The sequence below is a fragment of the Bacillus sp. 196mf genome, from assembly GCF_003217275.1.
In the GTDB taxonomy this organism is placed as follows: Bacteria; Bacillota; Bacilli; order Bacillales; family Bacillaceae_G; genus Bacillus_A; species Bacillus_A thuringiensis_S.
Genome location: NZ_QJTG01000012.1, coordinates 12,434 through 34,573 on the forward strand (window position 1 = coordinate 12,434; position 22,140 = coordinate 34,573).

The window sequence follows — 22,140 nt, forward strand, 5'->3', positions numbered from 1 at the left end:
ATTTTACCTCATACAAGGGGTATTAAGCAACGTTTACCAATAAATCGGTGACGTTGCTTTTTTGTTTCCAAAAAGGAGACAAGCCGTTATGAAAAAGTGTATTGATATATTAGCTCAACCAGAGTCCTATCATAATTTATCAACATTTTCAAATGTACAGGAATTAAATCAAACGATTAGAGTATACAGAGATGTAATTAAAACGTCTATTAAACGTGCAGATGTACAATCTAAATTAATTGCATTACTTGAAATTTTAAAGCGTCATAGCTGCAAATACGTAGGTGTTAGTTTCCTATGTAAAAATAGAATATCTGAGATAATGAGCGTATCATATAAAACTGTACAACGTTTAATGACGAGACTTGTGACTTTAAGAATAATTAAGCAAATAGCTATGAAGCGAAAAAAAGATATGCGCCAAACTTCTAATGCAATTATTATCCAACCAATTGTAAATGAAGTGTCCCACAAGCACCCTACTGAAACGACTAAGAAGTGTCCTACCGTTAAAACAAATACTAAAATCTTAAAACAAAAGAGTAAAGATATAAATAAACGTAATGGTAATGACAATAATGCTGTACCTAAAGAAAACATTAAATGTGCTGAATTTGTAGCCCATTGGGTTCCGAAACGTTTCGTTTCCCTAACTTCAGCATTTTATTCAAAAGCTAAAACAATTCAAGAATTTTGGAAGGTCGTAAAACAATGCAATTGTGTAATAAATCATACAACAGGCCAAACGGCGTTTGACAAAGAACAAGAACTACAAATTGGTGTACAAGCTATGAAAGAATTTGCGATGAAGGTAAAAGATGGAGTCAAAATGAAAAAGGGTAAGTTTGCGTATTTCAACGGTATCGTAAACAATTTGATGAACAAATATTATTTTGAACCTGAATTTGGTATGTGATGCTCTCTTTTACACTTCAGGTATCACATATACCTTTGCATATACACCTTGCTGCACAGCAAATTGTTCTAGCGTCTTTTGCCTAAATGGTGTGAGTGTAAAGAAATGAAGGATAGGGACTTTCCCGTTATATTTGTTTTTATAATACACCGTGAATTCACCATACTTATTCATTTTTTCACTGTTCACATTCATCATTTGTGTACGATCTATTTCGACTGCATTGAGAATCCCGTCACTATCACGGTACTTTACATCCGGAATAATGGTTCGCTTCTTGTCATCTACTTTATAACGTATAGGGGCTTCTATCTGCCAATCCTCAGGACAAAATAGATTCAGCCACGCTTCGTTTCTCATGAGGCTGTGTGCTAATCGAATGGTGGGCACAATCTTTTCTACATCATCGAATAGCGCACGTCCTTGTTTATTGAGGTAATATACATGCTCTTTTTTATAAACGGTACTATTCACATATGGACTTAAATCTTTTAAAATTCGATTTGCATTTCGAATTCCTCCCATATCGTGAATTGCCATTAAGTGTCTTCTTGTCGCAAATTTTAGCTTTCTAATCGAGGTCAAAATCATCATCTGACGATTCATTTTGATATGTGTCTGCATATGCATCCTTTTTCACCTCGTATTGTTTTAATACGTCCCACATCTGTTCATTTGAGATATAAGGGACTTGAATTTCTGTTAATCGATCCGTTTTAAAAAGTGCACGCCCTGGTATACTTTCAATTGATTCAAGACCAGTTTCATCAATGACAACTTGAGAAGCTGTTTGAGTTGGTAACCGAAATCCTAATTTTGCATCACTGTTTTGTTTCACTTGACGGGGTAAAGTATCACCAGTAGGGTATTGTGTACAAAATATCAATCGAAACCCTAATGCTCCGCCAATTCGCGCTATATGAGAAAGCATCTGTTGACAAGCTCCTAACAACTTTTGTTGTTCCCGATTCATACTTTTATTAGGACAAAGTTCGGCCCCTTCATCCACGATAATAAAGTAGCGTTCTCTTATATTTGTTTCTACCACATTGGTATAATGGTGTTCTTTCATAAAAAGCATTTTTTCTTCCATCTTTTTTAGAATCGTGCTTAATACCTGAAAAGCTTCCATTGGCTTTTCTGCAATTGAATCCACCTGCTTTATTTTTTGGTATGGTCCGAACTCTAATCCTCCCTTTAAATCAATAATAAACAAGTGTGTATATTCTGCTTGTGCAGTAATAAGAGATGTCATCACATTCTTTAGGAACACAGTCTTTCCCATACGTGTTAAACCACCTAAAGTCATGTGTGGCGTTTTATCAAAATCATGATAAATTAACTCTTCTAAACTTTGCCCTATTGGTACAAGCCATTTTCCAACTTGAATTAAATTTGTTGACCATTCCCACTTCTTTGGTATTTCTTGATCGAATACACGAATGTTCAATTTATAATTGTCATACTGAATTCGAACAGGTTTATTTAATCCTTCACTTACAACATCTTCAACCTTTTGAATAACTTTACTTGGCATACCAACAGGCAACTCATACACGTATGTTGTACTTCGATCATCATGAGTTCGCTTCTTGAATTTTGGATAATGGATCCTATCATCTTTTTTAATTGCAATTCCTGACACTTCAAAAAATACTTGTATCTTCTTTTTATCATCTATTTTACTTTTAAACCGATCACTTACAAATGCAATAGTTAAAGCTGTCGTCGGGACCAATAGTAATTCCAGCATAAACATTTCTCCTTTAGATATCCTATAAGGATATCATTGCACTTTGTTGGAAGAAGACAGAACAAGCATTTTCGCTTATGAATTCTACTGTCCCTCTCTTCCACATCATATTCCTTCATAGAAACATAACGAGAACATAACGTAGAAGATATAAGAACGAGCCCGTAAGCGTCGTATACAAGGTTATATGTGGAAGCCAATGTGGAACACTCTTCCCCATTTTTTCAGCTACACTCATCGCAATTACAGACAAACCTGTTGCCGTCCAAATAATGACTGCTTCTCCTGCAAGTGTCATAGCCATTCCTCCTCAACCAGTTCCTCTTTCTCACGAAATTTAATCCCTGATTTGGTAGCTACAATTTGATACCGCTCCATTAAATCTTGCCAATTCAATATATCTTCCTCTTCTCCATATAAATCTTCTTCAATAACTTGTGATAAGCTGAAATACCCTTTGTATTCTTTATTATCAAATACTTCATGGTTCCTCATGTGAGTAAGAATAGATTCAGTCTCTTTTCTGGATCTTGATTCGTTATACATGTGACGTAATTCTTTTGATGAATATAAATACGGCGTTACATTGAGATAACTATACTGAGAACGCATGCAACCCTCTCCTCTCTTAATATCTACGATGCCATTTGGAATTCCAAGTAGAAGTCTTCGTGGGCTTCTGAGTGGAAGTAATATAGGTATATGATGTAGAACTTTAAAACTTGTTTGTCCACAAATAAAAATATTAGAGGTTTTTAAAAATTGAAATAGAACATTGAAAAAGGAGGGATTTTATGAAGTGTAAATTAAAGATAATCTTGGCCGAACGAATGCTAAAACAGTCTGATCTTGCGAAACTGGTGGGTATTACAGACCAAACATTAAGCATGATAGCAAGAGGGAAAAGTGAACCTACGTTAAGAGTTGCGCTTCGTATTGCAAAAGCATTGAATCTGACTGTGGAAGAAATTTGGATTGAAGAGGAGAGCTGATATATGCCTAAACCAAAAACCAACTTGAGAATTGTAAAAGAAGTATACGGTGAACAAAAAATAGAAGAAGTTTTTGAAGAACTTTACGAAAAAGAATACGGATTAAAAGTTAAGGTGAGAAGGAAAACACCTGAAGAATTAGCCACTGAAAAACAACAAGAGAAAAAATATACTCAGGAGTAATTACAATGTCAAAACAACCACCATTCAAAACATTAAATCGAATTATTGAAAATTATTACGATCCTAAAAATGGATTAAATGAAGTAGAACAATTTATCATAGGATGTGAAGAGGAATCAATATTTGTACTAGATTACAAAAGCATTATGTATCAAAAAACATCTTCTCAAAAATATGATCAGGGTTATGAAATCTTATTGCTTCCTTATAAAGAACTACATTCAAATTCTAAACAAGATTTACTGCAACTATTAAAGCGTAAAATAATTGTTTATTTCACGTATACAGAAAATGATCAACAACAAGAAGATTTCTTCCCGGATATAGGAAAACGAATTTTTTCATTTATGAGTCATATGTTAAAAGGTGCACAGCAAAATAAAAGAGCGATTCCAGTACGTTTTATTTTGATGGATATTGAAGCAGTCGGATTTATTCCCAAACTCCCGAAATTCATGGCCGGATGCCGAGGTTTCAGTGTGGGCACCTGCTTATTTGTAGATGATAAATTAACACTTACATATGGCTATAACAAAGAACAAGTAGACAAAATGTACAAAAATAGTGTAGTTACATCAAAATAAAATACTATGAATATGTATTAATTTAATGCAACTTAAAACAGGAGGTTGAACACATGAGTTATGATACCGTCGCATCACTACAACGTATGCAACAATTAGAGCAGGCTCAAGCTGCTACTGGAAAACGATTGATTTTAAAGCGCATAAACCCTACACTAGACATTTGGTTAATTGTTATCGGATTTATTTTATTTATCCCTACATTAGGATGGTCTCTTATACTCTATGCCCTTTTCTTCGGCATCAGAGAATTTTTTTCTAAAACATATTTAGTTAAAAACGTTGCTACTGGGGAGAAATTCAGAGTCGATAAACAAGATTTCAAACAGTATAAGAAGAGTTTTAAGAAGAAAGAAAAACAAGTTAGAAGAATATCTGATTTATAAAAATATATTTAACATATACATTTATCGGTCAATAATAAGTTCTATTCTTCACTAATATTGGATATATTATTTATACATCTAGAGAATCACCACATGAGGCACCTTCAGCTGGGGAAGGTGCCTTTTTATTTTGATGGAACATCACGTACTTTAGAAGCATATATTAAATTGCTCCTGGCATGATGCCTTTCTATATACAGAAAAAGCATTCGGGCCTCACCACCCTGGATTGCTTTTTCTCATATTTCAGCATGTTGCTACATACAATGCAATTAACACGTTCCCTTTTTATATAGCATCCTATATAATCAGAGCACTCCACAAGAGTACTCTGATTTTTATTGTTCATATTTATTCCTTTCGTTACATATGATTACTATCGACAAACCAAATGAGAGATATATCTTTATAATGTTAAAAAAGAGCGTTCCTCACTCGCCAGAGGAATGCTCTTTTTCCGTTCATTTCACATACACATAGGTCTTATTCGTAGTCTCAGAGTATGAACGATCTCAAAAATGGTGTCATCCTAACCCTCAAACCTCACATACTCCCCAGAAACCCATTGATTCCCACCAACGTTGTACCAGCCATTTTGAATGCCCCAAGATTGATAGCGTTCCCCTCGGTACACATTCTTTATAATGCCATAATTTGTTCCTGGTCCTGTACGAACGCGTAAGACATCCGCTGTAATCGTAACAATACCTACACCATTGTTAGATGGTTTTGTAGAACCTGCATTCCCACCACCGTTATATGCGTTTTGCACCCTTTCTATAAAAGAATTCCAGCGCCCTTCCGCTAACATACGATGCGGGCAGTATTTTCCACTCCACGATTGGTGTGTGCGAACTTTACTGATTGGAATGTTGTATTGTTTCATGAGCCCAGCTACAACAATAGTTGCATTATTTTCTGCTTTATAATATCTATCTCCGCCGCTTAAAGAATAGCAGATTTCCACACTAATCGACTTTCTGTTGCCTGAACCATTCCCATCTCCACAAGCCCATGCATTCCGTTCTAAAGGTAAGCCTTGTATAGCTTCTTTATCATCTACTGCAACGTGGAATGACACCTCATTATTATTTCGTATCATATAAGCAATTTCATTCTCAGCTGGCGCATCATTATACGTATTGTGAACTGTGATAAATTCTGGATTCATTGTATAAGGGCACTTTGTACCATATTTACTTGGGTCAACTAATTTTTTTCTGATTTCCATTATTGAACATCTCCTTTTTTCTCTTCTTGTTTTTGTTTACCACCTAAAATTTCAACTGCATTTGTTAATGGTTGCGGGAGTGGGATACCCATTCGTCCAGCATTTTCTAAAAGTGAAAGCAATTCATTACCCATAAAGAAGAAAATTGTTGCTTCGCGAATAGCGCTATTGCTTCCTAACAATGCATCTAATTGAGCGGCTGCACCAACCAAAAGAAAAAGCACCACCTTTTTGGCGATGCCTTTGAAACCCACTTTACTTTTTAATTCTCCGTTATATCCTGCTGCAATCATGCCAGTTAAATAATCAATAACTGCCATCGTCACTAAGATTTTCAATGTTGCATCCCATCCTCCCCAAAAATACCCACAAAAACCGCCAAACGTAGCTATAAACGCTTTTAGTAATACATCAATACGCTCCATTTTTCCACTCCTTTATTCGGCCTGCTTATACATGCTTAACGTGTATAAGCTAAATTAAAAAGTTCATTGCAATATGAAAAGTACTTCCACTTTGAACACCATTCACGAAAATCCCACCATCTTTTTTTACTGTAACTTCACAAAAGTTTGTATTCACTCCTCCAGTTATCATAATAGCTGGAACCGCAATGTCTTGAACAGGTCTACATCCAACTGGAAGTGTAGCAAATACTGTTGCGTTTTGCGCATTTCGAATAGAACCAATTACATTAACGTGTTCTCCACTTCTTTTACACTTCAAAATTCTATCAGTAACATTCTCTACCCCAGTTGTAGGAATGTTAATCCATCCTGTATCATACGCTTGTCTGATTGTGCCATCTGTTCGAAATTCTACTCTTTTGGACCAATCCCAAGAATCACCTTGTTCTTTGGTGGAAGGTGCAAAAATCAGCTCTCCTTGCGCCCCTTTATGAATAACTGTCTTATAAGAACGACTTCCTAATACAATTGCATTATCACTCTTAAATTCAAGTAATCCATTTATAATGTCGCCAGCTTTTTTTAGAAGATTATCAGCAAAAACATTGAATATCCCAGTAGGTGATTTTTCGAACAATACTTTATTATTTTTCCAGTCTTTTAAATATAATTGACCATCCGAGACTCCTACAAGACCGATATCTAATACCTTATCCTCACTATTGAATCCAACTCCGATATTGGAACCGATTGTCGGTCTCATTGTTAGATAACCTGTCATCATCCCGCCTGAACGCTTTACGACGTCCATTTTATCAACTGCTTGTTGCAAAGCATCTATCTGTTTCTTGAGATTATCAAAATCAGAAATATAATTTTCAATTTTAATATTTCCTTCTTTCACATCTCGCCTTAATGTAATACGAATGTCTGGTGTACTCATTCGTTCTGTACTTTTTTCCATCACAAAATAAGCTGTCCAATCATCCGATGTGGAAACAGCTTGCGAGGACAAAGTATATGAAAATACACCATTCTTTGCATCAACTATTTGGGCATCATCCCGAACGAACAGTCCAACTTGATTAATCGCTTCGTACTTCACTGCATACCCTGTTAAATCAACAAGTTGCCCCTTTTCTCTTACATTTACAATAATCTTCAATCCGTTTTTATCATTTTGCCTCGAACGAATTGTTTTGGTAAACACAGGATCTGCTAAATCTATAATAATTTCCTCATTTCGCATGACTACACCTCTCTCTAACTATTCCTTTTCACGTGTCTAGGCGGTCTTCTTTGACGTTTTACTTTGTTCCTATGTTTTATATTTCCTCTAGGCTTTATCGGCTCTAATTCTTCGATTCTAGCATCCGTTTTTGTCACATATTCTTGGAAACCTTTTGTTAGTTGCGAAAGCATTCCATATAAACCTACACCATTTTCCTCTGCTTAAACCATAATGTGTAGGAATTGCCTCTGTAGTAATTGTCGGCTCTCCTTCTTTACGATTCATACGCATCTCATAAAGCTTTGGAATATCGGTTTTCAAATTGTACTGTTTAATTTCCCATTCCATTACCTTTTCAAGTGCGCTGAATGCAATAGGACGGATATTGGTTTTATAGGTTTCTTTTGAAGAAACTTTGAAGTCTGAAGCGATTATTCCTTGATAATATGATCCAAGAGCGGTTTTCACTTGGATATACCCATTGTCCCAATTTGAATTTCGTATTATCGCATTTGGGAGCATGATATCTGTATCCCCTCCAGATGCAACCCCGATACTTGCAATCCAATTGTCATTACGATAAAAGCGGAATTGATCTTTAACCTTAAATCTCATCTCACTTTGGGCATCTAGGACAATCATTTTATCAGCGTCGAGCATCGCATTCCCTGTTTGTGAAAAGTATAAAGAAGCTGCATTCAAGTATCCATTGCCATCGAGTCCTTTTGTAATTCCGATTCCACCAGACTTAACGCTCGTATCTGAGAATTGGTACACCATAATAGCACCATTTGCCCCTGTGGAATCTGAATCTCCGCCTAAAATAAGAGTTGGTTGTATTTCATTTCTACTATTTTTGTAATACCCTACAAACACCCTTGTTCTAGATGACTCATACAAACGTATAAATTGCTTTGAAATATTTACATAGTTGACACTATCTGAAGTTCGTAATGTTGAACCTGTTATTTCTCCCCCTCGAACAACGTTCCCACTTAACGTACCTGCAGTAATAAAATCAGCAACAATTCTTCCGTCACTTGTAATAGCAGTTCCATATGGTCCATTCACACCTGTGGAAGAATACCCCAATCCATTCAAGTTCCATTGCCAAACCTTTTTCGCACTCTTTTCATCTTTCGTATCCATAATTAAAATACGATCTGGATAATTACGGACATGTCCTCCGAATCCTGAATTAATAAGACTTGTAGCATTTGCTTTTGCTGCATCCAAAATAGAGCCTGGCATATTGGATAACTCTTCTTGTACCAGATCAACCCTACCGGAAACGTCCGTAAAGGATTCTTTGAAGTTACCAATGGTTATATCCAGATACTCTTTTTTTATTGGATCATATTTATAAGCAATTACCTTCGCCTTTATATCAATACCATCTTCTTGATGCTCAACCGTAACCGTATCTGCCATATAAACACTCTGTAAATGCTTATAATCCTTATACTCTTCCGTTTGTGATAACTCCTGAAACATAACGTTATAATTTGCTTTAGGCTGATCAACCTTTTGAATAGCAAACATATCCTTAGCTGCCTGGCGTAATAACCTATATGCTTCTTCTAATGGAACTGCATCTTCATCGTCAGCATTTTCACCAATAGCTGCTTTAATATGTTTAAATTCAACCACTTTAATTTTAGGATGGGGATACTTATTTATAAGTGGGCTATCCACATACTTTTCAGGAAGAAATAACCCATCAAAACCTTGTGGCATGATTCTAGTTATGGGACTTTTCCAATCCACATTACCTTCATACCCTAATAAATCTTTCTTATGGCGAATTACTACTCCACGATCCATACCGCGATTTAGTAGCATCTTCACGTCAAAATTATCGCGTTTTAATTCGCCACCCCAACGATTAACAAATGAATTGTCTTGACTAGAATCCAATAATGCTTCCACAGGATTTTTACGGACAATACGTGCACTTGCTATCTTTGGTACATCTGAATAAAACTGAAAAGGATGCTTGTATTGGCATCCCGCTGACATACGATTCATAGCTCCATTACCATTTGTTGTTTCAGCGAAAATGTCTTCAATTAGATTTTCTGTTAAGTCATAAAAAATGTGATAACATTGCGCTGTAATCTCACCCATACTGACTTTAGGCGCTGCCACTCGAAACAGTTGTTCACCATCAGGAGTTGGAACTTTAATGATGCTCATTCCCTCTATTTCCAAACCATGTGGTGCAAACAATGGGTAACTAAATGAAAATAAAAATAAACCATTGAGTTCTTCCTCAACAGTTGCGTTATAAATATTTTTATCTAAAGCCCCTATACCATTGTGTGTATAATCAGTCTCATTTGGTTTATATAAAGTAATCATTTATATCTCCACCTAGGTCGAATTTCCATAAATTGAATTGATCCTGACCACTCTATTTTATTTTCTCCCACGCCCAATATAGGGAACTGCCCAACCATTTTATTATTCATTGATATGGTATCGGTATATGCTTCAAGTACTTCTGAATCTATGACAACAGAACCATTCACATCTTTTATTTGAAAAGAGACGTTATTGATTGTTATACGGAAAGTACCGTTTCCCACAATCCAAAACTTAGGATCAGATTCAATTGTACCTGGATTATAAATTACACCAGGTTTGGTGAGCTTTAGATTTACATCCTCTGTATATTCAAAGGGATCTAGTGTGAAATCCACCTCAAATTCACCATGCTCCTCAATTTCAGTTGTGATGTCTCCCATTTCAACATGCTTAATCTTCCGATGTACATCGTCATCTGTGAAAAAAAGTGTTTTCCCTTGTAATAACCAAGGTTTTGCACGTCTTATGAAAGGTTTAATATTTTCCCTTTCCAACATATTAAATTTCACCTTAAAAGGGACATTTTCATATGCCCCTTTCTTTGTAAGTGAACCATGTCGTCCTGGTATTTCTATATGTTCTACCTTTTGTTTTGCGGTTGGAATCACTGGACGACCTACTAAACCTAATCCGTAACTGCTTGCTAATTCATTATCGATTCCTATATCCAACAATTAAGTCGTCCTCCCTATTCCTATTTTTGAATTACGTCCTTTTTGAGCCAGTGCATCATCTATTTTTCCGATCATGTGGTCGATATCACGATCCTCCCTTACTGAAGGATTATAAATATTAATTACAGTTGGTTCAGTAGACATCGTTGCTGCAATCCCTTCACCAATCGCGCCTAATGTTTTTTTATTCAACGGTAAAACCGCTTCATTTCCAGCTTCTCCTGCCCCTTGTAACTGACCATTACTCATACCGAAAATTGTAGGTCTAGTAAAAATACCGCCTTTTGCACGCCATTGTACACCAATGCCAGATGGATACGTAATGTCTTTCCCTAAAATGTTTTTCGTGCTAGTTTCTAAACTAAAATGCGGCATTTTAGGCATTTCCGGTTTCGGAATCTTTAATTTCAAATCACTGAAAAATCCTTTGATTTTATCAATGAATCCCTTCACTTTATCCACCGCATCTTTTATCGGGTCAATGATAAACCTCTTTGCTGCATCAAACTTTTCTTGAGCTGCATTTTTTACTGAATCAAATTTTTCCCGTGCCGTGTTGTACATATCATTGAATTTCTCTTTTGCAGAATTATAAGCTGAAATAACAGGATCAATGATATATTTATAAACTAAATTCCATGCCGTAAGTGTGTAAGATTGAATTTTAGCCCAATTACCTAGTATCCAATTCGCTAAATCATTCAATTTCTCTTTCGTTGCATTCCACAATTCTTGAACAGGCTGAATGACATATTGTTTTATTAGATTCCACGCTGAAAGTGTATAAGATTTCGCTGTTTCCCACTGTGAACTTAACCAAGAAATCAAATCACTGAATTTTTCTTTTGTTGTACTCCAAGCTTCTTGGACTGGCTGAACGATATATTGCTTAAATAATCCCCACGCAACTTGCGCCACAGCTTTTGCAATTTCCCATTGTGTACCTAACCAAGCAACCAATTCACCAATTTGTTTACTTACCCAATCATACGCTTCTTGAATTGGTTGAATAATATATTGAGATATGGCTGCCCAAGCAATTTGTGCTCCAGCTTGTATTAATAACCATCCAGCCTCAAGAACTGTAGAAATCAAAGAAATAATTGGATCTAAAACCGTAACAATGGTATTCCAAGTTTCTTGCCAAGCTGTCTTTAATTGATCCCAAATAGAAGTTGCCGTTTCAACAATACCCGTCCACAATCCACTGAAAAATTCACCTAAAGGAGACAATATACTATTTGCTAATTCAATGAATGAAGACCACGATTCTGAAAAATAATCAGTAATTCCTGTCCAAATTTCCGATGCTGTATCAGAAATACCTGTCCATAGATCAATGAAAAATTGACCTATAGGTTCAAAGAACTCATTTACCATATTTAAAAAATCTGACCAGGCTCCAGAAAAGTAATCAACTGTGGCAGACCAACCATCACTACATGCCTGAACTATACCTGCCCACAATTCACCAAACCAATCTTTAAATTGGGACCATTTTTCAGAAAGCCAATCGGTTATTGCCCCCCAATTTTGAATTACTGCTATAACCCCTGTAATTACAGCAGCTATACCGGCAATAACAAGCATAACTGTCCCAATCGTTGTCCCTAGTGCTATACATGATACAACTACAGCTGCAATAATAGGAGCTAAAAGACCTACTACAGCCGTTAATCCTACAAAAATAAAAGTGAAATTTTGGATCGGCTCTGGTAATTTAGTAAATCCATCAACTAAAGTCTTTATCCCCTCTACTACCGGCGGTAAAACATCTTTAGCTAATTCAGCAAGTTTTTTCCCAAGTGGTTCAAATGCGGCTTGTGTTTCTCTTAATGCCTTTTGGAACTGTTGCCCCAATGATTCTTCTTGAAGTTTCTTCATTTCATTCATACGTCCAGTTACATCACCAAGACCACCATGTACATTATTTAAACTAAGTACAGCTTCAGCACCCATGTCTTCCCATTTTACGCCAAATAAAGCAACACCAATCTGGTTTGCCTTTACTTTGTCATCCATCTTTTGAAGATCGCCTAACACAGCATTGAATACATCGGCTGCGGTTCCCTTACCTTCATTGAATGATTTCCATACTTTTTGTGTCTCTTCAGATAAATCACCAAATCCTTCTGATACACCTTTCGAACCATCTTGTACACGGATACCAAATTCCTTCACCAGGTCATTGATATAGTCTAAGTTATACGAACCGCTTTTTGTTCCATTTGCTAAAATCGTAAACATTTCTTGAGCACTAAAGCCACCTTGTTTGAATAAAGGCGCATATTCAGAGAGGTTATCAAATAACTCATCTGAATAATTTAGACCTTCTTGAGCACCAGCAGCAAGTAAATCAAATGTTTCTTGTGTAGATAAACCAAATTGACTCATCAACTGCCCTGCACCACGAGTCGCTTCGTTTAAATCAACATCGTAAACTTTAGCTAATGTTAAAACGTTTTCCGATGCACCTTGTAATTCTTCATGTGGAACATCGCGCATATTTTGATAGACCTTTATAAGCGCATTATCTACCTCTTCAAGATTTTCACCAAAACCTTTTTTCCAAGTATCAACAGCAATCTTTTGAAGATTTTCGGCACCTTTTCCAGTCAACCCTAATGAAGCTTGAATTTTCCTCTGTGATCCATCAAACTCTATTGCTGTATTTACAATTGACTTTCCCATTTCAATCAATTTTTCGGATATTCCTTGTAGAACTTCAGCGGCTTCCATTAAATTGTTCATATCAAGTTTCTTATTGATTTCCGCCATACCATCCGCAGCTTGTGAACCACTTCGCCCAACACTCTGTAATGAGTTTTCAAATTGCTTTAATGTCGTTTTTGCTTGGTTTAATTTAGCCTCAAGTTGCTGCACTTCGGTAGAATTCTCACCATACACACGCTTTGCTGCACTTAATTGTTGTTCTAAGTTGTGGACGACCCTATCAGTCATTTCCATTTGCTGGCGTAGTTGTTTCTGTGCTAATTCCAACTTATCCGCTTCACTAGCGTTTGCTCCTAATTCAGCATTTTGAAGTTTGAAAGAGCTAGTTAATTTCTTTTGTTCCGCTTCAAGCTTTTTAGAATTCTCTTGTAAATCCAGTAAAGTTCCGCGTGCTTCCCTGGCTTCAATTGCTTGCTCGGAAAGACCTTCATTCACTCTTTTCATTGCATTATCAAGAGAAGTTTCAGCACGTTCTGCATCAAGCAACTTCCCGTACATTTTATTGAGTTGTTCGGCGGTTGTACTTGTGTCCTTGGACATAGCTTGATATTCAGCACGTAACATAGCTGTACGTTTCTTGGCTGCTTCCATTTGAATTTCAAGCTTCTTCTTTTCAGCAAGAAGTTTATCAGTCATTGTCGCATCTTGACCCATTGCTGCAATATGATTTTTATATTCTTTCGCTGCATTATTCATAACCATATTGATTTGTTTCAATGTATTTGCATATTGAACCTGGCCATCCATTTTAAAATTAAGGACGACGTTTCTTTCTTTACTATTCCCTGGCATTTTCTCACCTCATTTCTTATAGGAATGGTGTTTGATCTAGCGTGTAGATTTGTTTTGGTTTCTGCTCATGTAATGCATCCGGATTGTTGTATCTGAGATGCATAATGAATTGTTTTAGAAAATGTGCAGGTGTGATTTTCCAGAAATCATCCATACTTAAACCAAGCAACGTATTACCGACATAAAAATAAAAATCCCAGTCCAATTCGGACTGAGATTCCTCGTTTTTAGTCAGTATGTTTTTTACTTTTTTTCTTGCTTCAGCTTCTCCATATCAGAATTCTGGAAAGTTTGGCCACTGAAAATTTCGTATACAACGATGAAGATGTCAGGTAAATCATTCATAGGAATGGCACCTTTAATTTCATCTAATGTACATTCCGTACCACCACTACGTACCATCGCATAAATTAATGCACGCATCAATTTCGCTTCATTTTCTCCGAGGCTAAATTGACCTTTAGCTAACATAGCATTCATTTCTTTTTCAAATTCATGATAAGGTGTTCCAAATGCTTCTTCCACATAAGGGAAAGATTCAAAAGTGAAAATAACAGGGATTGAAACACCCTGTATCTTAATGCTGTTTCTAGTTATATTTACATTCACTAAATCACTTAAACGTGCCATAATTACCCTCCTTATTTACCTGTTTGAGTCGTTCCACCTAGCTGCGCTAGTTGAGATTCATCACAAATTACTTGTTTTAGGAAATCTTCAGCTTTAATTCCTTTTGCCTCAGGATCACCAGTATCTAATTCAGCTTGTGTTACATCATTAAATAACAATGGATCTGCTGTAATTGTGTAAGCAATGTCATCTACAGTCATTTCATCACCTTGTGTTTTCCAAGATTCCTCTACTGGAGCAACTGTACATTTTGGGTACCAACGTAATATTTTTGTTCCATCATTTAAAGGGAATACAACACCTACTGCGAACTTGGGATACGCCTTCGCCTTCGCTGTTTCAAAAGACACGCCTTTTTTACGTGTTTTAGCAAAGATTTTATCTTTTACTTCACGATTTAAACCAGCAAGGTTAAAAGCTAATCCAAACGCTGTATTTTTGACAATGTTAATAATTTTTTTGTTAGATGCCCACTTTGTAAAATTAGTAGAAGTAGTGGAAATCGTTAAATCTGAAATATTCGTTTGTCTATAAACGATATCCTCATAAGTTGGTAGTGCACTAGAAGTTTCATTTCCCTTCATCAAGCACAGATATAAATCTTCGATCCCTACCGAATATTGAATTTCTTTATTTTCAACTGTCATGTATATCATCCTCACATTCTATCTATTATTTTTTGTGCCATAATATCAGCAATTTTGTCACCTTCTGCATCAAAGGTATTCTTAACAAAATGTTTCCCTTTCACACGGCCCTTACCATTTGCTTTTTTATGGCCATGTTCAACTAAATACCAATACCAAGCTTCATCTTTAAACTCCACAGATACACGATCATCTTTCACAACAACCTTTAGGCTATCTCTTAAATGCGTTCGCTTGTTTTTATTGGAGGCTTTGATTTTGGGTTTTAATTTACTAGCAAAATACTTCGCTGCTTCGTCTAATACATCCAGTTCGACCTTTTTATTCACACGTAATAGCGTATTGATATCTTCTAAAGCTTCAGCAAAACCATTGTTATTTGAAGCCATTACTGGATACACCTCACATACGTTATAAACTGCGTTATGGTGTCATCGTTCTCGTCATAACCCATTCCATCAAATTGAGAATAAGACACGCCTACTTCGTTAAAAACAACCTTTAACGGCTCATAATCTTTTTCAGTTCCATTTGTGATAACTGCAATTTGATAAAGTGGCATATCTTTTAGAACCTTATTTGAAGCCCGTTTATGCTGTTCATTCACAAATTCATACACAATGTAAGGATATTTTGCTGTTGTAGGAGCCTCATCACGATATACTGGAATGCCTGATTTTTTCATGATGTCCCTTAATTCTTGAAAACTAATTTGCATAAGATAGTGACACCTCCATCAATCGGTCTTCTTCTCTTACATAAATGCGCTCAATATTATAAATATGGCCACCGACTTTTACACGGTAATCCTTTTGATTGTTTTCAATGTCACGGTCGATACGAACTTCAATTTTCTTTACAATTTCATTCGTATCTTTTGTTGTGAATTTATCAGTGGCTGTAACCCCAATATTGTTATAACGAATTTTACGTTCTAACGGATATCCCATCACAACACGGTCTGTTTCAGGATCAATTGTTTCTCCTAATTTAAGTAGCTCACCCATCCATTTGAGTTTATTCGTCTTTCTCTTCATCAGCATAAACCTCCTGGACAAAGAACGGTGTTAAAGCATCAAGTGCCTGTTCTAATTCTTTTTCAGAGACTCTGTAATCATAGATAAGACCAGCGACCATAATAATTAAATACTCGGTCTGTTTGCCTGTCGCGTTCTTTACATAAGTCTTTGCTTGTTCAATATAAAAAGAGAGCATGGTTTCATCCATACCCTCTTCCCAATGAATATGAGATTTTAATTTCTCAATTAAATCATCCATATTAAGCTCCAGTTACCGCTTTTACTTCAAAACGATAAACAGCTGGTTCAAATGGGGAATAAATTAATTGACCATCTAATAAGTTATAGATTTGGAATCCAACTTTGTTTGTACCAGCGAATTTTTCAATTAATTTTTGTAATTCCATAGCTCCAATAACATCTTGAATATGGAATGCTGAAAAATCACCAAAATATAAAACTGGTACATCTGGTTTTCCTTTTACATCAGCTGCATCAGTAAATTCCACAGGATACCCAACAAGCGTATTACCAATACCGCCCTCTGCTTGTGTCATTGGACGTAATAACGGAAATCCATCAGCAGTTTTCATTTCCTCAATTGCCGTTAATGCTGCACGGTTAATAATAAATCTTCCTTTTTTCATTACTTCTGTAACTGGTGTATTTTTAAATTCAATTAATGCATCATACATTTTTTGACCTGCATCAGTTGCCTTTAAATCTACCGGTACAGAAGGTGTAAATGCTACTGCTTTCTTCGCTAACGCACCAGGATTTTCATTTCCGACATCATCGCCGTTAAACATGAAATTAATTTCTTTACGTACATAAGCCTTTTTCAGCTCGTCCACAACGATTTGTTCAATTGGAGCACCTGTCATTTTCAATAATTTTTTAGTAACAGTAGCAAGTGCATCAAACTCAGCTGGATCAAGTAACACTTCATCAAATTCAATATCTGTTGCTACGATTTCATCACTATCTTTACGTTCCTTCTTACGTACATTTGCATCTGCTTTCTTAACAAGAACAGGATATTTCATATCACCTGCTGTTTTATGAACTGAACCATATTTACGTAGTAAGTTCTCTTCTTGAGCATACGTAATAATTTCAGAAGCAATGACTTCTGGAATAGTTACTGATCCATTCCCAGCTTCAATACCAAGTGAACGAGCTTCAGCTTCACTAATTCGACCAACTACAAAATTAGCAAACGCTGAACGAATTTCTTTTTCTTTCTTTTTAGTAGTTTTATGACCTCGAGTAGAAAGACCTGTTGCAATAGCTGTCATTGCTGATTGACGTTGTTCTGCTGTTAAACCAGTTCTGTTTTCGCCGCCCTCAGGATTTCCAGTACGACCTTCTCCACCTTCACCAGAACCTTCAGTACCAGATTCCCCAGCACCTTCTTCATCATCTTCGTTTCCGTCTTCACCTTCACCATCATCTTCAAGATTTGCTAGAGCATCCGCAACTTCTTGTAATTGTTTGTTAATTTCATCAATTTCTTCTTGAATTGCTGGTAAATCTTCAGCACGTAATTCAGGATTCTCAACCTTTGTACGTAATTCCACTAATCTTTCATTGCTTCGTTTTTGTAATGCTAATAATAATTGTTTGTTCATTTACTTTCCCTCCAGGATTTGATTTATTTGTTTAATCATCTTCATTCGTTGCTCTATTTCTTTTCCGATTTCTTTACTGCGAACTAAAGATACTTCCGTATCGTCATAAGCTGGTATTGAAACAACCGATATTTCATAAAGTTCTACTTCTTTAATGGTCCTTAATGCTGGTTCAACATTATAATCCCAATTCTCTTCTGTTATCCAAAATCCAAATGAGCATTGGTTAATATCACCCCTGGACATACTTTCCGCTAGATCTCGCCCAACAGATGTATTAGGTAATTCAATTTCGAATTTCAGACCTTTTTCATCTTCTTCTAGTCGCAATGTACCACTTTTTGTTCTTCCCAGGACATTATCCCAGTTATGATTGAATAACGCTCTAATATCACCATTCTCAGAAAGAGAACGCGCAAATGCACCAGGTTCAATAACTTCATCGAACCAGCCACCAATAGTTGTCTTTGAATTAAATACAGCTGCATAACCCGTTATCTTTGAAGGGTGTTCTTCCGTAGCATCTCTGGTACTTAATTTGGTGATGTCAAATGTCCGTGTTTCCTTTGTCTTTGCCATTTCCATCACCTCCCTTCAGTGAATCATCTGTAGCTTGTTTTTCACCAATTTTTGATAAGTCATTTGAAATATAGATAGCTTGTGACTCAGGTGTATTTTGCATAGGAAATCCAAGCATATCTGCCACATTATCTGGTGATGTAATACCCGTTCGAACAATGTTATATGCAATATTTGTTTTCATGCTATACGTAACGAAATCAAGGATATTAATCTTGAATTTAATACGTTTTCCCAAGTTTTTTCCGAAAAAAAGAAGACTCAAATGGTCTTCAAAATTTTTCATTATCGGTCTAACTGCCTTGTTATGCAAATACATCATAGCTTTCTCAAGGTCTTCCTTAATTAAAGCTGTGTATGTATCCACATTTATACCTAAAAACTTACCTAAATCCTTTTTATATACATTTAGATAGGCCAGGGTCTTTTCATCATCTAATGGGCTCTTAAGTGTTTCTATTGAATACCCTTTACCAAGAGGAATCATTTTAACGGACCTTGATTCATCAATTGATTCCAATTGATCTAAAATTGCTTTGATTAACATAGACTGCGCACCATTCTTAGGATTAATATGCGCATCCATCTTCAACATAAAGGCTAACAAACCACCTTTTTTATATTTATCCGTTAAAGTTTTCTCAGCTGACATAACCCCTTCAAGAGTATCCTTTCCTAAATCAAGAATACCTTTTCCTTTTAAGTGATCAGCACCAATATTTTTCACATGACGAATCATAAAGGATGAAATTTCTTCTCCACCAACTTTAAAATGCTCTATCAACCTATTATCTAATTCCGTATAAACATTTGATGCTAAATGTAATTGATCACCATCCAAGACTGGGAAGGTTTCACCTTGGAGTAAATAGGTATTGGTCATTAACTTAATGAATTCCGATTGTGTAAGATAGCTATTTGGATTCCTTAATACTTTAAGAGCAAAATCATCTTTAATTTCTTTGCCTTCTTTATCTTCCACAACTATCTCAGCTAACATCATTTGATTACTTATATCTTGTAGCAACTCATAAACATCGCTAGATTCTAAAATATTGTCACTGCTTACATACCTACCACCATAACGAATGCTATTACCTAAAATTTCATCAAACAAACCACGCTTCTCTAACTTTCGATACAAATAATTTGAAAAACGATCTCGTAAACCCAATTTCTCACCGCCTTTCTATCTATAAATCTCACCAATTAATTCATCCATCCCCTCTTCACTCACATCATCCATAATCATCATGGTTTCTTTGTGAGCAACTAAAAAAGCCACAAATCCATCGATTTTCTTTTTGGATTGTCGCTTACTTGGCGCCTTCATTCCATTAATATTTGTTACTACTACAACATTAAGAGCGCAATAAACAAATAAAGGATTGTCTGTAAATAAACGCTTTTCATAAATTAGTATTTCTGAATCATCAAGCATTGCATTCATAACATTTGGATACTGATTTACCGCAATACATTCTAAACCAAGATTTTCAAGTTTCTCTATTAACTTTTGAGACATCGCTGGATCATAATTTATTTGTTGCACATCGTATAAATCCATACATTCAACGATATATTCCATAACTTGATCCTGATCAATCATCTTTCCATCACAAAAAGTAACAAAGCCACGCTCTACCATATCTGTATATGGCACATTATCCTCTTTTTCCCTAAACTCAATGTTATCAGTGGGAATAAAGTACATTTGCTTAACTTTTATGATTGATTTCCCTTCCTCATCATGGGTGGGGAAATTCAAACTTACACATGTTAAATCCGTTGTTTTAGATAAATCTAATCCTAAATAACAAGTCTCACCTGTAAGATCACCCAAATCTTCCACAAGCACATGTTGTACTTGATCTTTTTCAAAATAATTATCTGCTCCATTTACGAAAACATTTAAGTGCTTAGAAAGGAACTCAGCTTTTGAATGTGCCGATTTCTGTGCTTTTTTAAATTCAGTCTCAAGGGTCTCCATAGTAACAGAGATACCAATATTCGGGTTAACCATCTCCCAAACTTTTCTATCTGTCCAATCGTAGCCTTTATTCGGTTCCCAAATTGCAACAAATAAAGTATCATCGTCATCTTCTTCGAGAGCATCTTTCGCTAGTTTATACACACGCATACCAACACTAGATGAACCTTTACCAGCCGTTGAAATATTCAACATGATTGGTTGCTCACGTGAAATCTGTGCTGATTTTAAGTTATCATACATATCCATATTCTCTTGTGCATGAAGTTCATCATTCAATACAAAATAAGGGTTCTTTCCCTCAAGACCCTTTGTATTTTTAGTTAATACCTTAAATTTATTTTGATATGCAATATTATCAATACTATAACGATACATTGCACCGCTGACTGTTCCGTTTACCCCCTTGTATATTTGTGTATGTCTTGCCAACGGCTCAGAGTTTTCAATTGCTTGCGCTATTGGTTCAGCTGCATTTTGTGCTTGTTCATAATCTGAAGCGGCACAATAACAATCTGCTCCAAGTTCACCTTCACCATACATCGAATACAATAATGCACCAGCTGCAATAATTGTTTTTCCATTCTTCTTTGGTACTTGCACATAAGCTTCCCGAACAACACGAACAATCTTTCCTTTTTCATTTTTACGATACCAACCATACATGTTCGAAAAAATGAACATTTCCCACAACTCTAATTCCATTAATTGACCTGCAAGTGGCCCTTTCACATGTCGAACAAATGATTGAACAAAATCCAACATTTCATTTGCACGATTCACATCAAACCAAACATCTTTACGCTTTTTCCACTTCTTGTAACGTTCTACAGCAAGAATGATCGACTTCGGGTATTTCTTTTTATTACGCATGACGTTACTCGCATACATATCAGCATAGTTAACGCCTGGTGTAATAATCATTTAGTTTTCCGCCATTTCTCACGATGAGCAGCTAATTCGTCTTTCGGCTCATTTGATTGAATATTCCCATTGTTTTTTGATGTTTTTTGTACACTTTTTCCCTTATTCGTCATTCCTAGAGCTTCTAACATTTTATTCTTCTTATCATTCCAAGTTTCAACTTGTTGAGCGAGGGGATGTTTCATTTCATTTACTGCACCAGCCTTGTTTTTATGTGTTTTTGTAGGAGCAAAACCATCGGCTTTCCATTCTTCAAACATTGTTTTATAAATGATAAAAGCATCTAAATAATTATCAATTAATGGTTCTAAGGAAGGTGTGAAATTGTCATCTTCAATCAATAATTTTATGATTCTATTTCGTTCTTCATCCCTTGCAACATCTAGCATTTCCAACTTTTTCTTCTTTGACATTCGAGCCATTTTCACACCCCCTTCATTTTTTTAAAATGGTGCAACTATTGATATGCCC

At 35.8% G+C, this 22,140-nt stretch carries 26 protein-coding genes and 1 pseudogene; 5 read left to right on the forward strand and 22 right to left on the reverse strand.

Annotation, left to right across the window (positions count from 1 at the left end; all coding sequences use genetic code 11):
* Positions 1–88 precede the first annotated feature (88 nt).
* Positions 89–916, forward strand: coding sequence for a helix-turn-helix domain-containing protein (locus ATL10_RS17135; RefSeq protein WP_110497184.1), 828 nt, complete (start codon positions 89–91; stop codon positions 914–916).
* Between the two features lie 9 nt (positions 917–925).
* Here ATL10_RS17135 and ATL10_RS17140 read toward each other — a convergent pair whose 3' ends face one another.
* The 4 genes from ATL10_RS17140 to ATL10_RS17155 form a co-directional block, all read right to left on the reverse strand.
* The gene (locus tag ATL10_RS17140; RefSeq protein WP_110497187.1) at positions 926–1,546 is read right to left on the reverse strand and encodes a replication-relaxation family protein; all 621 of its coding nucleotides are present in this window, start codon (positions 1,544–1,546) and stop codon (positions 926–928) included.
* Positions 1,488–2,669 (reverse strand): FtsK/SpoIIIE domain-containing protein, encoded by a 1,182-nt coding sequence (locus ATL10_RS17145; RefSeq protein WP_110497189.1) that lies wholly within the window; start codon positions 2,667–2,669, stop codon positions 1,488–1,490. The genes ATL10_RS17140 and ATL10_RS17145 overlap by 59 nt, the downstream gene beginning before the upstream one ends.
* Before the next feature lie 115 nt (positions 2,670–2,784).
* Positions 2,785–2,967 (reverse strand): hypothetical protein, encoded by a 183-nt coding sequence (locus tag ATL10_RS17150; protein WP_110497191.1) that lies wholly within the window; start codon positions 2,965–2,967, stop codon positions 2,785–2,787.
* A complete protein-coding gene (locus tag ATL10_RS17155) occupies positions 2,964–3,281 on the reverse strand; it encodes a hypothetical protein (RefSeq protein ID WP_110497193.1) in 318 nt (105 codons plus the stop codon). The genes ATL10_RS17150 and ATL10_RS17155 overlap by 4 nt, the downstream gene beginning before the upstream one ends.
* Before the next feature lie 182 nt (positions 3,282–3,463).
* On the opposite strand from ATL10_RS17155, the gene ATL10_RS17160 reads away from it, so the two are divergent.
* From ATL10_RS17160 to ATL10_RS17175, 4 genes are read left to right on the forward strand one after another with little or no spacing between them, the layout of a single operon-like run.
* The gene (locus tag ATL10_RS17160; RefSeq protein WP_110497195.1) at positions 3,464–3,661 is read left to right on the forward strand and encodes a helix-turn-helix transcriptional regulator; all 198 of its coding nucleotides are present in this window, start codon (positions 3,464–3,466) and stop codon (positions 3,659–3,661) included.
* A 3-nt stretch (positions 3,662–3,664) separates the two neighbouring features.
* A complete protein-coding gene (locus ATL10_RS17165) occupies positions 3,665–3,844 on the forward strand; it encodes a hypothetical protein (protein WP_110497197.1) in 180 nt (59 codons plus the stop codon).
* 5 nt (positions 3,845–3,849) lie between these two features.
* Positions 3,850–4,428, forward strand: a complete 579-nt coding sequence (locus ATL10_RS17170) for a type IV secretory system conjugative DNA transfer family protein (RefSeq protein ID WP_110497199.1) — start codon at positions 3,850–3,852, stop codon at positions 4,426–4,428.
* A 53-nt stretch (positions 4,429–4,481) separates the two neighbouring features.
* Entirely contained in the window at positions 4,482–4,814 is a 333-nt protein-coding gene (locus tag ATL10_RS17175) for a hypothetical protein (protein WP_021728237.1), read from the forward strand.
* 529 nt (positions 4,815–5,343) lie between these two features.
* Here the strand turns inward: ATL10_RS17175 and ATL10_RS17180 are convergent.
* From ATL10_RS17180 to ATL10_RS17265, 18 genes and pseudogenes are all read right to left on the reverse strand, one after another.
* The gene (locus ATL10_RS17180) at positions 5,344–6,045 is read right to left on the reverse strand and encodes an N-acetylmuramoyl-L-alanine amidase (protein WP_110497201.1); all 702 of its coding nucleotides are present in this window, start codon (positions 6,043–6,045) and stop codon (positions 5,344–5,346) included.
* Positions 6,045–6,470 carry a phage holin family protein gene (locus ATL10_RS17185; protein WP_000439565.1) on the reverse strand — a complete coding sequence of 142 codons (426 nt, stop codon included), beginning with the start codon at positions 6,468–6,470 and terminating at the stop codon, positions 6,045–6,047. Before ATL10_RS17185 ends, ATL10_RS17180 begins: the two co-directional genes overlap by 1 nt.
* A 49-nt stretch (positions 6,471–6,519) precedes the next feature.
* Entirely contained in the window at positions 6,520–7,701 is a 1,182-nt protein-coding gene (locus ATL10_RS17190) for a BppU family phage baseplate upper protein (RefSeq protein ID WP_110497203.1), read from the reverse strand.
* 14 nt (positions 7,702–7,715) lie between these two features.
* A pseudogene (locus ATL10_RS17195) lies at positions 7,716–10,044 on the reverse strand (phage tail spike protein).
* Complete coding sequence (locus ATL10_RS17200) at positions 10,041–10,724, reverse strand: phage tail domain-containing protein (protein WP_110497205.1); 684 nt, start codon at positions 10,722–10,724, stop codon at positions 10,041–10,043. The pseudogene ATL10_RS17195 and the gene ATL10_RS17200 overlap by 4 nt, the downstream one beginning before the upstream one ends.
* On the reverse strand, positions 10,725–14,249 hold the full coding sequence (locus ATL10_RS17205) for a phage tail tape measure protein (protein WP_110497208.1): 3,525 nt from the start codon (positions 14,247–14,249) through the stop codon (positions 10,725–10,727).
* Between the two features lie 16 nt (positions 14,250–14,265).
* On the reverse strand, positions 14,266–14,454 hold the full coding sequence (locus tag ATL10_RS17210; protein WP_006927278.1) for a hypothetical protein: 189 nt from the start codon (positions 14,452–14,454) through the stop codon (positions 14,266–14,268).
* A gap of 38 nt (positions 14,455–14,492) precedes the next feature.
* Positions 14,493–14,879 carry a hypothetical protein gene (locus ATL10_RS17215; RefSeq protein ID WP_110497210.1) on the reverse strand — a complete coding sequence of 129 codons (387 nt, stop codon included), beginning with the start codon at positions 14,877–14,879 and terminating at the stop codon, positions 14,493–14,495.
* 11 nt (positions 14,880–14,890) lie between these two features.
* A complete protein-coding gene (locus tag ATL10_RS17220; RefSeq protein ID WP_000215488.1) occupies positions 14,891–15,526 on the reverse strand; it encodes a major tail protein in 636 nt (211 codons plus the stop codon).
* Positions 15,527–15,537: 11 nt separating this feature from the next.
* Positions 15,538–15,915 (reverse strand): HK97-gp10 family putative phage morphogenesis protein, encoded by a 378-nt coding sequence (locus ATL10_RS17225; RefSeq protein ID WP_110497211.1) that lies wholly within the window; start codon positions 15,913–15,915, stop codon positions 15,538–15,540.
* Entirely contained in the window at positions 15,915–16,244 is a 330-nt protein-coding gene (locus ATL10_RS17230; protein ID WP_110497213.1) for a hypothetical protein, read from the reverse strand. Before ATL10_RS17230 ends, ATL10_RS17225 begins: the two co-directional genes overlap by 1 nt.
* Positions 16,234–16,563 (reverse strand): hypothetical protein, encoded by a 330-nt coding sequence (locus ATL10_RS17235; protein ID WP_142669971.1) that lies wholly within the window; start codon positions 16,561–16,563, stop codon positions 16,234–16,236. Before ATL10_RS17235 ends, ATL10_RS17230 begins: the two co-directional genes overlap by 11 nt.
* On the reverse strand, positions 16,544–16,804 hold the full coding sequence (locus ATL10_RS17240) for a head-tail connector protein (protein WP_000342230.1): 261 nt from the start codon (positions 16,802–16,804) through the stop codon (positions 16,544–16,546). Before ATL10_RS17240 ends, ATL10_RS17235 begins: the two co-directional genes overlap by 20 nt.
* A gap of 1 nt (position 16,805) precedes the next feature.
* Positions 16,806–18,176 carry a phage major capsid protein gene (locus ATL10_RS17245; protein ID WP_110497217.1) on the reverse strand — a complete coding sequence of 457 codons (1,371 nt, stop codon included), beginning with the start codon at positions 18,174–18,176 and terminating at the stop codon, positions 16,806–16,808.
* On the reverse strand, positions 18,177–18,755 hold the full coding sequence (locus ATL10_RS17250) for an HK97 family phage prohead protease (RefSeq protein WP_021728208.1): 579 nt from the start codon (positions 18,753–18,755) through the stop codon (positions 18,177–18,179).
* Positions 18,724–19,929: a phage portal protein gene (locus ATL10_RS17255; RefSeq protein ID WP_110497219.1), complete on the reverse strand. Its 1,206-nt coding sequence runs from the start codon at positions 19,927–19,929 to the stop codon at positions 18,724–18,726. Before ATL10_RS17255 ends, ATL10_RS17250 begins: the two co-directional genes overlap by 32 nt.
* Positions 19,930–19,944: 15 nt before the next feature.
* Positions 19,945–21,669, reverse strand: a complete 1,725-nt coding sequence (locus ATL10_RS17260) for a terminase large subunit (RefSeq protein WP_000587520.1) — start codon at positions 21,667–21,669, stop codon at positions 19,945–19,947.
* The gene (locus ATL10_RS17265) at positions 21,666–22,091 is read right to left on the reverse strand and encodes a P27 family phage terminase small subunit (protein WP_142669972.1); all 426 of its coding nucleotides are present in this window, start codon (positions 22,089–22,091) and stop codon (positions 21,666–21,668) included. The genes ATL10_RS17260 and ATL10_RS17265 overlap by 4 nt, the downstream gene beginning before the upstream one ends.
* Positions 22,092–22,140 lie beyond the last annotated feature (49 nt).

Excerpts from the sequence above, each read along its gene's own strand:
- ATL10_RS17135 (WP_110497184.1), top strand. The coding sequence starts at position 89 with ATGAAAAAGTGTATTGATATATTAGCTCAACCAGAGTCCTATCATAAT.
- ATL10_RS17140 (WP_110497187.1), bottom strand. The coding sequence starts at position 1,546 with ATGCATATGCAGACACATATCAAAATGAATCGTCAGATGATGATTTTG.
- ATL10_RS17145 (WP_110497189.1), bottom strand. The coding sequence starts at position 2,669 with ATGCTGGAATTACTATTGGTCCCGACGACAGCTTTAACTATTGCATTT.
- ATL10_RS17150 (WP_110497191.1), bottom strand. The coding sequence starts at position 2,967 with ATGACACTTGCAGGAGAAGCAGTCATTATTTGGACGGCAACAGGTTTG.
- ATL10_RS17155 (WP_110497193.1), bottom strand. The coding sequence starts at position 3,281 with ATGCGTTCTCAGTATAGTTATCTCAATGTAACGCCGTATTTATATTCA.
- ATL10_RS17160 (WP_110497195.1), top strand. The coding sequence starts at position 3,464 with ATGAAGTGTAAATTAAAGATAATCTTGGCCGAACGAATGCTAAAACAG.
- ATL10_RS17165 (WP_110497197.1), top strand. The coding sequence starts at position 3,665 with ATGCCTAAACCAAAAACCAACTTGAGAATTGTAAAAGAAGTATACGGT.
- ATL10_RS17170 (WP_110497199.1), top strand. The coding sequence starts at position 3,850 with ATGTCAAAACAACCACCATTCAAAACATTAAATCGAATTATTGAAAAT.
- ATL10_RS17175 (WP_021728237.1), top strand. The coding sequence starts at position 4,482 with ATGAGTTATGATACCGTCGCATCACTACAACGTATGCAACAATTAGAG.
- ATL10_RS17180 (WP_110497201.1), bottom strand. The coding sequence starts at position 6,045 with ATGGAAATCAGAAAAAAATTAGTTGACCCAAGTAAATATGGTACAAAG.
- ATL10_RS17185 (WP_000439565.1), bottom strand. The coding sequence starts at position 6,470 with ATGGAGCGTATTGATGTATTACTAAAAGCGTTTATAGCTACGTTTGGC.
- ATL10_RS17190 (WP_110497203.1), bottom strand. The coding sequence starts at position 7,701 with ATGCGAAATGAGGAAATTATTATAGATTTAGCAGATCCTGTGTTTACC.
- ATL10_RS17205 (WP_110497208.1), bottom strand. The coding sequence starts at position 14,249 with ATGCCAGGGAATAGTAAAGAAAGAAACGTCGTCCTTAATTTTAAAATG.
- ATL10_RS17215 (WP_110497210.1), bottom strand. The coding sequence starts at position 14,879 with ATGGCACGTTTAAGTGATTTAGTGAATGTAAATATAACTAGAAACAGC.
- ATL10_RS17220 (WP_000215488.1), bottom strand. The coding sequence starts at position 15,526 with ATGACAGTTGAAAATAAAGAAATTCAATATTCGGTAGGGATCGAAGAT.
- ATL10_RS17225 (WP_110497211.1), bottom strand. The coding sequence starts at position 15,915 with ATGGCTTCAAATAACAATGGTTTTGCTGAAGCTTTAGAAGATATCAAT.
- ATL10_RS17230 (WP_110497213.1), bottom strand. The coding sequence starts at position 16,244 with ATGCAAATTAGTTTTCAAGAATTAAGGGACATCATGAAAAAATCAGGC.
- ATL10_RS17235 (WP_142669971.1), bottom strand. The coding sequence starts at position 16,563 with ATGAAGAGAAAGACGAATAAACTCAAATGGATGGGTGAGCTACTTAAA.
- ATL10_RS17240 (WP_000342230.1), bottom strand. The coding sequence starts at position 16,804 with ATGGATGATTTAATTGAGAAATTAAAATCTCATATTCATTGGGAAGAG.
- ATL10_RS17245 (WP_110497217.1), bottom strand. The coding sequence starts at position 18,176 with ATGAACAAACAATTATTATTAGCATTACAAAAACGAAGCAATGAAAGA.
- ATL10_RS17250 (WP_021728208.1), bottom strand. The coding sequence starts at position 18,755 with ATGGCAAAGACAAAGGAAACACGGACATTTGACATCACCAAATTAAGT.
- ATL10_RS17260 (WP_000587520.1), bottom strand. The coding sequence starts at position 21,669 with ATGATTATTACACCAGGCGTTAACTATGCTGATATGTATGCGAGTAAC.
- ATL10_RS17265 (WP_142669972.1), bottom strand. The coding sequence starts at position 22,091 with ATGGCTCGAATGTCAAAGAAGAAAAAGTTGGAAATGCTAGATGTTGCA.